Raw genomic sequence first — 13856 nt, 5'->3', positions numbered from 1 at the left:
AGTAAGTCAATAAAGGGTAGGTGTGAAGGTGAAAGGTTTAGTTAATTTTGTATTGAAAAACAAATTGGCAGTGTGGTTATTAACAATTATCATCACTGTCTCAGGTATTTATTCAGGTACAAGAATGAAAATGGAATCAATCCCTGATATATCGATTCCATACTTAATTGTAATGGGCGTGTATCCAGGTGCCACGCCTGAACAAGTCATGAATGAACTTTCTATTCCATTTGAAAAATCCGTTGAAAGTTTAGAGGATGTTAAAGCAGTTTATTCCACTTCCTCTTCAAATGTTGCCCAAGTGCAAGTCGAATATGACTATGGCATTGATATGGATGAAAAGAAACGTCAGTTAGAATCTGCTCTCGATAATGTCAAACTGCCTGAAGGCGCACAAGAACCAACAATCATGGCCATTAGTATGAACATGATGCCGGTTGTCGCATTATCTGTGAGTAGTTCGAAGGAAGACATTGTTGACCTAACATCAACAGTAGAAGATTTATTACTTCCTAAAATCGAAAAAATCGACGGTGTTGCGTCAGCAACGATTACTGGTCAACACATTGAAGAAGTTTCGTTTAAATATGACGAAGAAAAAATGGCTGCTCTTGGCTTAACTGAAGATGCAGTCAAGCAAATGATTCAAGCAAGTGATATGTCATTATCACTCGGTTTATATCAGTTTACGGTTGGTGAACAAGCGGTTTCCGTAGATGGTAAAGTTAAATCTATCGATGAATTAAAAGATTTATTAATACCTGTCACACCTTCAGCTACACAACCTTCTCCTTTCGTTCGCTTAGGTGATATTGCAACGATTGAAGTTGAAGGTAAAGTACAATCTGTATCACGTACAAATGGTAAAGATGCCATTGCGATTCAAATCGTAAAAAGTCAAGATGCAAATACAGTAACGGTTGTCAATGCCGTAAAAGATCTGATAAAGGATGAAGAAAAAAGAATTGACGGCTTAAAAATAGATATTTCACTTGACCAAGGTGCTCCGATTGAAGATTCAGTCTTCACAATGATTGAAAAAGCGGTATTCGGTGGCGCAATCGCTGTTTTAATTATCTTATTATTCTTACGCGATTTCAAATCTACTATTATTTCGATTATTTCAATTCCAGTTTCCGTTTTCATGGCATTACTATTATTAAACTGGATGGATATTACGTTAAATATTATGACGCTCGGTGCAATCACTGTCGCCATTGGACGTGTAATTGATGACTCCATTGTCGTAGTAGAAAATATTTATCGACGTATCCATTTAAAACAAGAAAAATTAACAGGTCGTGCACTGATTCGTGAAGCAACTATTGAAATGTTTAAACCAATCTTGTCTTCTACATTAGTGACGGTAGCGGTATTTGCCCCACTTATTTTTGTAGGCGGTATGGTTGGCGAATTATTTATGCCTTTCGCATTAACGATGACATTTGCTTTAGGTGCGTCATTAATAGTAGCAATTACCATAGTACCAGCTTTATCCCACTTCTTATTCCGTAAAAAAATCTACGGAGAGAAAAAGGAAAGCCAGCATCAAGAAGTTGGTAAACTAGCTAATTGGTACAGAGGTGTATTAGAAAAAGCATTAAATCATAAAATCATTACGTCTACGATTGCAATTTTAATGCTTGTTGGTTCACTTGCTTTAACACCATTAATTGGCTTTAGTTTTATGGGCTCTCAAGAGGAAAAGGTCATGTATTTAACATATACACCTGGTACTGGCGAGCTAGCTGATGAAACAGAAGCAAATGTAGCACAAGTTGAAAAAGAATTAATGAAACGTAAAGATATTGATATTTTACAAGTTTCAATCACTGATGCTACAAACGCAGATCCAACAGCAATGATGATGGGTGGCGGAGCTGGTGGTGCATTAATGTACCTCATCTTTGACCCAGAGATGGAAGACTTCCCTGCTGCTCGTGAAGAAGTAGAAGACTATGTATTTAATCTTGACCAATCAGGCGAATGGAAAAGCCAAAACTTCTCATCAACATCTATGGCTTCAAACGAAGTAAGTTACACATTATACAGTGAAGACTTAAATAAGTTACGTAGCGCAGTTAAAGATGTTGAAGGATCGCTTAAAGATGTAAAAGGTCTAGAAGATGTGAAGTCTGATTATGAAGATCCATATGTAGAACATGTCTTAAAAGTAGAGCAAAAAAATGTCTTAAAATATGGTTTAACGACTGCACAAATTGTCATGGCTTTAAATTCTACTGCTTCGCAAGAAGTGTTAACAACAGTTGAACGTGATGGCAAAGACATTAACGTCATTGTTAAACGCGATGCCAAGGCAGCAGCCTTATCAATCGATGATGTTTTAAAAACTGAAATTAAAACGGCTTTAGGTACAACGATGACAATCGGTGAGTTAGTTAACGTTGAAGAAGGTACTACACTTAATTCACTATCGCGTTCAAAAGGTGAATATTTCGCAACTGTATCTGCTACAATTATTGGCGATGATATTTCAAAAGCAACGTCTGCAGCAGATAAAAAGATCGATAAATTAGACTTACCTAAAGGTGTGACAACAGGCGTATCCGGTGTAGCGGCAGATATGCAAGAAACATTTACACAACTAGGTATTGCGATGTTAGCAGCCATCGCTATCGTTTACTTTATTCTTGTCGTAACGTTTGGTGAAGGTTTAGCACCGTTTGCTATCCTCTTCTCATTACCATTTGCAGTTATTGGCGCATTTGTTGGCTTATATGTCACAAATCAAACGATTTCTGTCTCCGTTATGATGGGTCTCTTAATGTTAATCGGTATCGTTGTAACCAATGCCATCGTACTTGTGGACCGTATTATCCATATGGAACGCGACGGGCTTGGGATGCGTGAGGCCATTTTAGAAGCAGGCGCAACACGTTTACGTCCAATTTTAATGACTGCCATTGCAACAATTGGTGCAATGATTCCAATGGCAATTGGTAATGGCGGTAGTGGGCTAATTTCGAAAGACCTAGCGATTACAGTAATTGGCGGTTTATTATCTTCAACATTATTAACATTAGTAGTCGTTCCAATTGTCTATGAAATGCTATCCAAAATGTTAAAGAAAAACCGTAAAGATGTTGAAGAAAACTAATGCATACAAGCAACAATATGAAAGAGAGTACTCCTACAATGGAGCACTCTCTTTTTTCAAAGAATTGTTTGGGTGCCTGGCACTTCAAATATGCGGTCTATATGATGAAATGCCCATATACAGATAATGACTTAGCTAGTGGGGCATACATTTCTTTACGTTCTCCAAGAGCTGGAATGGCAATAATGACCTCGTTATGTTGATTAGCATTGTATTGAATATAATTGTCCATCTGCTATCCTTATCCTTTTCTTTACTTTTGAACGACCATTATTTACTTTGTGTTCAATAACTGATAAACAGCTTGTTCCTGACCAAATCTCTCTAATATTTGTACTTTTTCCATACCTATTTTTTCAAGTACCCGACAAGAGGCAATATTGGCGGTCTGTGTTTCTGCTACTAACTTTGACAATTGTAAACTAGTAAATCCATAATAGATGACCGCAGTTAAAACTTCTTGGGCGTAACCTTTGCCCCAATATGACGGCAAAAATTGATAGCTAAGCTCATATGTTGTGTGTTCATGGTATTCATCAATCGATACTAGACCAATGAAAACATTCGTGTCCTTTAACGATATGTAAAAGTATGAATTAGGAAATGATGATTGTAGCATGCTGTTAAAAGAAGAAAGAATATAGTTTTTATCTGGAATCCCTCCAAGGAATGCTCTAACATCCTGATTACAATATAAAGAAAAAATATCCTCTTGATGGTGTGGCTTTAAAGACTCTATTATACAATTTTTAGTTATTAACATATTATTCCTCATTATTAGAATTTTCTTTATTATGACAAAGGCATGCGGTAAAATCAAATATATTTTTACAACTTTACCATAAAAAAGACTACATCCAATTTAATCGTGAATGCAGTCCATTATCTTAGCCACTCTTTTAATTCCTAACATATTATTCAGTTATAAAACATTCTTTTTGTGCGTCCCATTCTTCTTTTAACATCCCCATGCGAATGGAATTATAATAAACTCCCTCATAATAACGCACTTTGCGAATATTCGCTTCCAATTGCATTCCTAATTTCTCTCCAACGCGAATCATGCGCTTGTTTGCTGACTAAACTTAACCGTGCAATTTTCAACTCACTTATTTTCTCTTCCGTCCAATCAATAATGTAATTTGTGCCATCGTAAAGGGCAACGATGATTTCTTGCGATACGCTACATATTTTGGTTCCCAAAAATCTGCATATTTTAATTTAAAGTTTTTTAATCCTTTAAAATGATAGAAATACTGGCCATGTAAAAATAATTGTGCTGCAATTTTCTCGCTTAAAAAAGAATATCTAGATTGACCGACATTCGATAACGGTGACATGCCCATATTAAACACGCCATATCCTTGTTCTTTCGCCCACTGAAAGAGCGATAAGAAAATAAAATCCATCGTACCAGACGGTGCCCCAGGTTTAAAACGCATTAGGTCGACTGAAATTCTTTCGCCATTATCATACATGGGCATGATGCTGGCAAAGCCCATGATGCCTTCAGCTCCTCTTAACACAGCAATTTTTGAGGTGTTCAAATAATTTTCATCGAAAAAGCCAAGCGAAAATCCCTTTTCAGCCCTTCCTTGCAGCCATTTTTTTGATACTTCCCCAAGTTCAGTCATAACCTCCTGTGAGTATGGCGGACTTAATATTGCGACCGTAAAGTTCTCACGTTCAAATCTATTTTTTACCGCCCTGCTGCCCTTCATTTCTTTACCAGCAAATGTGAACCTCTCTAAATCAACAAACGCTTCCTCACCAAGCTTAAAAAAGCTATAACCATGCTCATGTAACACAGGGAAAATCTTATTATTAATCTCATAAAAAACAGGTGTATAGCCATGCCTATCTGCTACTTCCAAAAACTCCTGAATAGCCGATAATAAATCTCTTTCTGGACCTACCGGATCACCTAGCACCACGATTTTATCTGCATAGATTTGATAGGAGAATAACACCGTATTTTGTTTATTCCAATATACGTATTTGTCATGTAAAAAAATGAGATGAGAAAACTCCGTTCCCGTATACTCCGTAAGATGACTTTGGATTTTATCTTCATGTTCTTTTGATAGCAGCTTCTGCATTTTTTTAGGTCCGCGTGTAAGATAACCTAAGTAAAAGATAGCGCAAGCGATGAGGATACCAATCATGGCACTGAAAAATAAATCCCGATAATCTGTAAGGATATAATATTGTAATGGAGTCGGTATATGAATTTTTGCGGTAGGTAAATTGATATAACCTATTAATAAGTATATTGCCGTAATGAAAATAACCGCAGCAAGATCAAATAATATAGTACCCCATGTTAAGACATAACTTTCCCGATAAAATTGTTTTTTGGATGCCATTAACAATACGGCGACTATCAGTAAGAAGATTGCTTCTTCATAATCAAACCCTTTACTAATTGAAAATAATGCCGAACTGCTAAGCACGATAATGGCAAGTTGATAAGCCGTTTTCACTTTGTATTTAATTCCCCTACACAATCCTAAAAGAATAAAGCCTGCCGCAACAGTCAATTGATGGGAAATATTCATAATTGGCGATGATAAAAACTCCTGAGCGATTTTTAATCTGCTTAGAATGCCCGGTACCGATGCTGATAACAATAGTACAATGCCAGAGATAAATACTAAAATGGTTAACAACATATGACTAATCTTTTGAAAAATAACATTTGGCACATCATCCCATGACCGATTCCAACGCTCCCAATAAGCTTTCATAAATAATAGTACGGACACCAAAAATGGTAGGACAAAGTAGCCAACTCGATACAAAATTAATAAAAAGAGCACTTTTTCTTCTGCAATTCCAACACTTTGCGTCCCCCATAAAAAAACAAGGTCAAATGAGCCAACCCCTCCTGGAATCATACTTACTATACCAGCACATGAGGCAATTAAAAATATTGGTATTAGCGTAGATAGCTCCATAGGAATTTGGATGATGATTGTTAACATCCAAATAACAAAAAAGACCGCAAGCCATTCAGCAACTGAAGTAATCAATAACTGTAGGAATAATTTATACGTTAAGGCACTTCTTTTGTTATAGCGAATAAGATGCGTCACTAAAAATACAGGAACATATAAGCTGACCACTATGACAGCAATTGATAACCATCGAATTTCTTTTAACATTGGGAAATCCCAAAAGAATAAATACATCAACCAAGTTAACAATGAAATCCCTGTTAAATAAAAAAGAGTAACGGTGGCAATGCTTTTTAATAAGCCTTCTCGATCCACTTTATATTTTGCATAAAAATAATTTCGTAGAAATACACCAACTAAACCACCAAAGCCTATAAGGTTCGAAAATGTGTTGACGATAAATGAATTGTTTACCAAAGTACGCTTGTTTATTTTAATTCCTAGTAGTTTTGCTAAAATAACATCGTAAAAAATCATCGGAGTAATCGCACAAAACGTAATGAAAAAAATCAACAACAGTTCCCATACTTGCAATTGACTAACTTCATTTCGCAGTAAATTTACATTTACCCCCCTTAGCGATTGTTGTATTTCGTAAATCGCTATCGCTAAAAGTATGATTGGAAATATAATTTTTAGAAACCGTAGTAATGGTTCTTTCCTAAATTTAAACATGTGCTAAACCTACTCCCCATCAGCTTTCTTAACATACTTCATAATAAAAGTTGGATTGTATATGAAAAAATGGAGTATTGCAAACCAACTACAATATTCCACTTCATGCTTATTCTTTCATTGCTTTCTTCACAAAACGGTTAATATCCACATCAGCACCGATAAGCAGCATAATATCTCCAAGTAAAATTTTGTCGCTTGCTTGTGGAGATACGATAATATCGGATCCTCGTTTTATACCGACAATGTTAATGCCGTATTTTGCACGGATATCTAAATCCATAATCGAATAACCGGCAATGGCATCATTCGCTTTTAATTCCATAATCGAATGCTCATCTGACAGCTCTAAATAATCGAGCACCGTATTAGATAACATATTATTCGCTATACGAATACCCATATCACGTTCAGGATGAACTACAAAATCTGCTCCAATTTTGCGTAGCACTTTTTCGTGGTAGTCATTTTGAGCTTTTACTGTAATTTGCTGAACACCAATTTCTTTTAAAATAATGGTCGTTAAAATACTTGCCTGAATATCTTCGCCGATAGCGACAATGACATGTTCAAAGTTACGAATACCTAATGAATTTAATACCGATTCATCTGTTGAATCGGCAATAACAGCTTGCGTTGCGATTGCAGCAAACTCATCTACCCGTTCAGATGAATTGTCAATCGCCATTACTTGCGCACCTTGACTCATTAGCTCACGAACAATACTTCCCCCGAAACGTCCAAGTCCAATGACGGCAAACTCTTTTTTCATCATTCAAAATCCCTCCGAAAACTACAATTACTTTATTTTAACTTATTCTTGCTTATATGTATTGTCAAAACAGGAGACTAATCGCCATTTTACCTTTTCTATCTATTCTTTTCGACATTCTATTCTATTACTATTAAAAAAAAGCGAGGATTTAAACATCCCCGCCTAGCAAATATTAAAATTATGCATTACGCATTTCGTCGAGAACTCGATTGACACGCTTTTCTAACATCTTCATACCGCTGCCACCAGCTTGCATATGGCGAAGCTGTCCGTCTTTATCGAATACGAAATAAGCGGGTACGTATTGGTTTTCAAAAGCATCCGTTAGCTTCATTTCACTATCTACAAAAATAGGTTGTGTAATATCATGCTCTGCTGCAACAGCTTTGATTGTATCCAAATCAGTATCTGCTTCAGAACGTGGCATATGCACAGCAATAACGTTTAATTCATCTTTATATTGGTCACGGAAATTATTCACTTCCGGCATTGCTTCTTTACATAAATGACAGCTTACAGACCAAAAATGGATAAGTGTTGGTTTTTCGCCAACTAATTGTGCTTTCGTTACTTCCCCATTTAACCATGTTGTTGCACCTGTAAGTTCAGGCATTTGTTCACGAAGTTTCATAAAAAATCCTCCCTTGAAAAAAATATCCCCACAAGCGTGTCGTGGGGACCCATTATTCATTTTATGCATGAATTGAGGCTTGGCGTAATTGCGTTTGGATTTTTTTCAAACAGGCTCGAAAAAAATCCAAACGTGCCAGAGTACTCCGTTGATTTCATTGCATAATTGGCATTCATCCCGCTCTTTTTAAGAGTGAAGGACTTTTGCTCAATTCAATTAAAGCGTTGCTTGACCTGGGCGCCAGTTTGCTGGGCAAAGACCGCCAGTTTGTAAAGCTTGTAATACACGTAATGTTTCATCTACGTCACGGCCAATATTATTATCAAATACTGTTTGATATTTTAATTCGCCTTCTGGATTAATGATGAATAGGCCGCGTAGTGCGATACCTTCTTCTTCAATTAAAACGCCATATTCTTTCGAAATCGCATGGTTCGTATCTGCTGCTAATGGGTATTTTAATTCGCCAAGCCCATTTTGCGTGCGATCTGTGTTAATCCAAGCTAAGTGCGTGTGGATTGTATCAGTTGAAACGCCGATTACTTCTGCATCTAAGTCTTCGAACTCATCATAACGATCGCTCATTGCAGTAATTTCTGTTGGACATACAAAAGTGAAGTCCATTGGGTAGAAGAACAGTACAGTCCATTTGTCTTGTGCTTTAATTTCTTCTAAAGATACTTTACCAAAAGATTTGTCTGGAAGTACTGCTTCCATTGTGAAGTCTGGGGCTTGTTTACCTACCATGCGTTCTGCCATTATAAATCCCTCCGAATAATATGTAGTTTTATATTCCATTCGCACATGCGAACCGTCTTCTACGATAGCAAAGAAAGCACAGATTTTCAACGAAGTGCACTTCGCCACGCTAATCGTTTCAAGTATACTGACAAATTTTTGTCAAATACCCAATAAATAATCATCACTACACTTTAGTTATTAGCTTCTTTTCGTAAATTTATTCTAGAATAACACAAAAAACTGCTCGAAAATATAGATGCTTCTTTTCTTTCAAATACATCTGCATTTTTTCCTCCAAAACGATTGCAAATTTTTCATTATTATGTATAATAGTAATGTTTTTAGTAAACTAAAAGTTTCGTTAAAGTAAACTTCATTTTCTGAAAGTTTATGATTGCTAAACTTCTTATAGGAGGGAAAGGATGCAAATTGGAGGAAAAATTAAAGCACTTCGTTTGAAAAAAGGTCTTACCCAAGAAGAGCTTGGAGAACGTACAGATTTAAGTAAAGGCTATATTTCACAACTGGAGCGAGATTTGAATTCGCCTTCTATTGAAACGCTTTTTTCATTATTAGAAGTTTTAGGATCGACGCCCAAGGAATTCTTTGATGATGATGCACCTGAACAAAAGGTTGTCTACACCGAGGAAGATCAATCGACGTATACAGACGAAGAAAAAAAATACGAAATTCAATGGCTTATTCCTACATCTAATGAGAAAGAAATGGAGCCCATCTTTTTGACACTTGCTGCTGACGGCGAATTCAAACAGTTTGAACCATCGCTATCAGAAACATTTATTTATATTGTCAAAGGGCGTATTCGTCTCGTTTTAGGGAATGAACAATATATAGCTAGTGAAGGCAATGCGCTCTATTTTGACGCGGCAGCTCATCATCAAATTTTTAATGCCCATGACGATGAAACAAAAATTTTACTCGTCGCAACGGATTCTTATTTATAGCTTAAGGAGGCGCTTCAATGACAACAAATTCTATTATCCGCTTTGAAAATGTATCGAAATCATATAGTGACGGCACAGTCGTCCTAAAAAATATTAACTTAGAGCTTGAAAAAGGAAAGTTCTATACGTTGCTTGGTCCGTCAGGTTGCGGTAAAACAACGATATTACGCATTATTGCTGGTTTTACAGAGCCCACTACAGGCGATGTGTTTTTCCACGATAAAAAAATCAACACTGTTCCAGCCAATGAGCGCCAAGTTAACACAGTATTTCAGGATTATGCGTTATTTCCACATCTAAATGTTTTTGAAAATGTAGCATTTGGATTACGTATTAAAAAACTTCCTGAAAACAACATTAAAGAACGTGTCGGAGAAGCGTTAAAATTTGTCAACTTAGCCGGCTATGGCAATCGAGAAATTTCTGAAATGTCAGGTGGTCAGCGTCAACGTGTTGCGATTGCACGAGCTATTGTTAATGATCCAGAAGTTATTTTACTCGACGAGCCCCTTTCCGCGCTTGATTTAAAACTTCGTACAGAAATGCAGTATGAACTACGTGAATTACAGCAACGACTTGGTAAAACATTTGTATTTGTGACACACGACCAAGAAGAGGCACTTGCCATGAGCGATGAAATATTTGTATTAAGCGAAGGGCAAATTCAACAATCAGGTACACCAGTAGATATTTATGATGAACCCATTAACCGTTTTGTTGCCGACTTTATCGGAGAATCTAATATTGTTAACGGCGTGATGATAGAAGATTTTAAAGTGGAGTTTGCTGGGAAAGTGTTTGAATGTGTTGACCAAGGAATGAAACCAAATGAAAAAATCGATATTGTTATTCGTCCAGAAGATTTGGAAATTACAACAGTCGACAAAGGAAAACTAATTGTTAAAGTTGATACACAATTATTCCGTGGAGTCCATTATGAGCTCTCCACTTACGATAAAGCTGGTAATGAGTGGCTTGTCCATTCATTGAAGAAAGCTGAAGTAGGGACAGAAATAGGTTTAGACTTTGATCCAGAAGCCATTCATGTAATGCGCCTAAATGAAACTGAGGAAGAGTTCGATAAACGTCTAGAATCCTATGGAGATGACGAAGATGCAAACTAAAACTTCGAAATCAGCGTTATTTCCATACGTTTTATGGATTGCACTATTTGTTATTGCGCCGATTGCCCTCGTTGTTTACTACTCCCTACTAGATTTACATGGCAATTTTACGCTCAATAACTACAAAGCATTTTTTACATCTGTCTATTTAAAAATGACCCTTAGTTCGTTTTGGTATGCGTTTTTAATCACATTCTTTACATTGCTGATTTCATACCCAACAGCTTATTTTTTAACTAAGACCAAACACAAGCAGCTATGGCTATTGCTCATTATTATTCCTTCGTGGATTAATCTCTTGTTAAAAACATATGCGTTTATAGGGATATTCGGTTTATATGGTCCTATCAATGCAGCCATTGAAGTATTTGGCTTCGATCCGAAGCAAATGCTATTTACTGATATGAGCTTTGTCTTCGTATCCGTTTATATTTTTATACCCTTTATGATTTTACCAATTTTCAACTCGTTGGATCGTCTTAACCCAACTCTTGTCTATGCAGCGCGTGACTTAGGCGCTTCTGCCTTTACAACATTCCGTCGCGTTGTACTGCCACTAACAATGGATGGCGTTAAATCAGGAATTCAAGTTGTTTTCATCCCTGCTTTATCACTTTTCATGATTACGCGCTTAATTGCAGGAAACCGCGTTATTACGCTCGGTACAGCAATAGAGCAACAATTCCTTGTAACGCAAAATTGGGGCATGGGTTCAACGATTGCCGTATTTTTAATTTTATTTATGGTAATCATCATGTTCATTACAGGTCAAAAGGATAAAGGAGGTCGCGTGCGATGAGCAAACTGTCAACATCTGCAAAAGTGTATTTAGCGATTGTTTTTATCGTCCTGTATGCTCCTATTTTTTACTTAGTCTTTTACTCATTCAATAGTGGGGATTCCATGACAAACTTCCAATCCTTCACATTGGATCATTATAAAGCGGTATTCGAGGATTCTCGATTACTCGTTATTTTAATCAATACGGTGATTGTGGCTTTGCTTTCTGCACTAATTTCCACAATTATTGGCACACTTGGCGCAATCGGTATCGTTACAGTAAAAGATTCGAAAATGCGCAATACCCTGCTTTCCTTAAATAATGTATTAATCGTTAGTCCAGATGTTATTATCGGTGCAAGCTTTTTAATTTTATTTACAATGGTAGGCATTAAACTAGGCTTCGCTTCCGTATTATTAGCCCATGTCGCGTTTAGTGTGCCTATTGTCGTACTGATGGTTTTACCGAAATTATTAGAGATGAATAAATCGTTAATTGATGCGGCTTTAGATCTTGGCGCAACGAAAAAAGATGTTATGATGCGCGTTATTTTACCGTATATCCAACCAGGGATTTTTGCTGGTTTCTTTCTCGCTTTAACGTATTCACTAGATGACTTTGCTGTAACATTTTTCGTGACAGGAAATGGCTTTAGTACTTTATCTGTTGAAATTTACTCGATGGCACGTGCTGGTATTTCTCTTACAGTGAACGCCATTTCTGGTTTAGTATTCTTCGTTACAATTTTAGTAGTAGTCGGCTATTATTTCTTCACTAGTCGTACAAGTAAAAGAACGGAGGGACAACAATGAAGTCTTTAATTCAAGCTACCATCGCCATACTTGTCGTCTCCGCCCTGTTAATGTACGCGGCTGATGCAATGAGTGCTACCGGTGGTAAAAGCGGAAAAGATACATTAACTATTTTTAACTGGGGCGAATATATAGATCCCGATTTGCTAAAGCAATTTGAAAAAGAAACGGGCATTCATGTCATTTACGAAACATTTGACTCCAATGAGGCTATGATGACGAAAATTAAACAAGGTGGGACAGCGTACGATATTGCAGTACCATCTGAATACATGATTGAAAAGATGAAGGAAGAACATTTATTACTTCCTTTAGATAAAACAAAGATTCCGAACTTTAAAAATATCGACCCTTATTTTTTAGATTTGCCATTTGATGATAACAATAAATACTCTGTTCCTTATTTTTGGGGCACAGTTGGCATTGTCTATAATCCAGATTTAGTCGGTGACTTAGATTTCTCTTCATGGCAAGACTTATGGGATCCTTCTTTAAAACGTAAAGTCTTTTTAGTAGACGGTGCACGTGAAGTCATTGGGATGGGTTTAAACAGTCTTGGACACTCCCTGAACTCGTTAGACGACCAAGAGCTACGTCAGGCCACAGACAAACTGATTACACTCGCACCAAACGTCAAAGCGATTATTGGTGATGAAATTACACCGCTCATGATTAATAACGAAGCAGCCATCGCACTCACTTGGTCTGGTCAAGCCGCAGATATGCTATCAGAAAATGAAGATTTAGACTTTGCTGTGCCAGAAGAAGGTTCGAACTTGTGGTTTGATAATATGGTGATCCCGAAAACTTCGAAAAATATTGATGGCGCACATGCTTTCATTAACTTTATGTTAAATGCCGAATCTGGAGCTCAAAATGCTGATTATGTAGGCTACTCTACGCCAAATACTGCGGCAATGAGCTTAATGGATAAAGAAGTTATTGCTGATGAGCGCTTCTACCCTTCAGAAGAACAACGCAAAACGTTAGAAGTCTATAAAAACCTAGGACCCGATTATTTAGGGAAATACAATGAATTATTTTTAGAATTTAAAATGAGTATTCGATAAATACGAAATAGAAGAAGTGTTAGATTGAGTGCCATCAATCTAACACTTTTTTGATGGACTGTTGATGTCCGCTACGGCAGTTAGTGGCGATTTATGATTTTTAGTGGCAATTTTCTTTATTCTGTCGCCTTGTACTTGTATCATAACCATGACAGCTACCTACGACTATAATCTGATAGCCAAGCATTATTTCTTTATGATAGACTT

At 36.7% G+C, this 13856-nt stretch carries 12 protein-coding genes and 1 pseudogene; 6 read left to right on the top strand and 7 right to left on the bottom strand.

Going from position 1 to position 13856, the window contains the following annotated elements; genetic code table 11:
- Positions 1–28: 28 nt before the first annotated feature.
- Positions 29–3118, top strand: coding sequence for an efflux RND transporter permease subunit (locus MHH88_RS04235; RefSeq protein WP_339261669.1), 3090 nt, complete (start codon positions 29–31; stop codon positions 3116–3118).
- 97 nt (positions 3119–3215) lie between these two features.
- On the opposite strand, the gene MHH88_RS04230 is transcribed toward MHH88_RS04235, so the two are convergent.
- The 7 genes and pseudogenes from MHH88_RS04230 to MHH88_RS04200 all read right to left on the bottom strand — a co-directional run bounded on the left by MHH88_RS04230 (position 3216) and on the right by MHH88_RS04200 (position 8915).
- Positions 3216–3350, bottom strand: coding sequence for a hypothetical protein (locus MHH88_RS04230; protein WP_256093140.1), 135 nt, complete (start codon positions 3348–3350; stop codon positions 3216–3218).
- A gap of 42 nt (positions 3351–3392) precedes the next feature.
- On the bottom strand, positions 3393–3881 hold the full coding sequence (locus tag MHH88_RS04225) for a GNAT family N-acetyltransferase (RefSeq protein ID WP_339261668.1): 489 nt from the start codon (positions 3879–3881) through the stop codon (positions 3393–3395).
- A gap of 151 nt (positions 3882–4032) precedes the next feature.
- Positions 4033–4197: pseudogene (locus MHH88_RS04220) on the bottom strand (GNAT family protein); the annotation flags it as partial.
- A gap of 30 nt (positions 4198–4227) precedes the next feature.
- A complete protein-coding gene (gene mprF, locus MHH88_RS04215) occupies positions 4228–6750 on the bottom strand; it encodes a bifunctional lysylphosphatidylglycerol flippase/synthetase MprF (protein WP_339261667.1) in 2523 nt (840 codons plus the stop codon).
- Positions 6751–6859: 109 nt separating this feature from the next.
- Complete coding sequence (locus MHH88_RS04210) at positions 6860–7522, bottom strand: TrkA family potassium uptake protein (RefSeq protein ID WP_069510785.1); 663 nt, start codon at positions 7520–7522, stop codon at positions 6860–6862.
- A gap of 181 nt (positions 7523–7703) precedes the next feature.
- Positions 7704–8156, bottom strand: coding sequence for a redoxin domain-containing protein (locus MHH88_RS04205; protein ID WP_069510380.1), 453 nt, complete (start codon positions 8154–8156; stop codon positions 7704–7706).
- 216 nt (positions 8157–8372) lie between these two features.
- Positions 8373–8915 (bottom strand): peroxiredoxin, encoded by a 543-nt coding sequence (locus MHH88_RS04200; protein WP_025218725.1) that lies wholly within the window; start codon positions 8913–8915, stop codon positions 8373–8375.
- 404 nt (positions 8916–9319) lie between these two features.
- Here MHH88_RS04200 and MHH88_RS04195 point away from each other — a divergent pair, with 404 nt between their 5' ends.
- Genes MHH88_RS04195 through MHH88_RS04175 form a run of 5 tightly spaced genes read left to right on the top strand, consistent with a single transcriptional unit; the run spans position 9320 to position 13649 of the window.
- Positions 9320–9862, top strand: a complete 543-nt coding sequence (locus tag MHH88_RS04195) for an XRE family transcriptional regulator (RefSeq protein WP_069510382.1) — start codon at positions 9320–9322, stop codon at positions 9860–9862.
- 17 nt (positions 9863–9879) lie between these two features.
- Positions 9880–10986 (top strand): ABC transporter ATP-binding protein, encoded by a 1107-nt coding sequence (locus MHH88_RS04190; RefSeq protein WP_024362224.1) that lies wholly within the window; start codon positions 9880–9882, stop codon positions 10984–10986.
- Positions 10976–11785 carry an ABC transporter permease gene (locus tag MHH88_RS04185; RefSeq protein ID WP_024362225.1) on the top strand — a complete coding sequence of 270 codons (810 nt, stop codon included), beginning with the start codon at positions 10976–10978 and terminating at the stop codon, positions 11783–11785. Before MHH88_RS04190 ends, MHH88_RS04185 begins: the two co-directional genes overlap by 11 nt.
- On the top strand, positions 11782–12579 hold the full coding sequence (locus tag MHH88_RS04180; protein WP_069510386.1) for an ABC transporter permease: 798 nt from the start codon (positions 11782–11784) through the stop codon (positions 12577–12579). The genes MHH88_RS04185 and MHH88_RS04180 overlap by 4 nt, the downstream gene beginning before the upstream one ends.
- Positions 12576–13649 carry an ABC transporter substrate-binding protein gene (locus MHH88_RS04175; protein WP_069510389.1) on the top strand — a complete coding sequence of 358 codons (1074 nt, stop codon included), beginning with the start codon at positions 12576–12578 and terminating at the stop codon, positions 13647–13649. The genes MHH88_RS04180 and MHH88_RS04175 overlap by 4 nt, the downstream gene beginning before the upstream one ends.
- Positions 13650–13856: the final 207 nt, after the last annotated feature.

Source organism: Lysinibacillus sp. FSL K6-3209 (assembly GCF_037976175.1).
In the GTDB taxonomy this organism is placed as follows: domain Bacteria; phylum Bacillota; class Bacilli; order Bacillales_A; family Planococcaceae; genus Lysinibacillus; species Lysinibacillus sphaericus_D.
The sequence above is the reverse complement of the archived record's forward strand: the minus strand, read 5'-3'. Positions and strand labels throughout refer to the sequence as shown.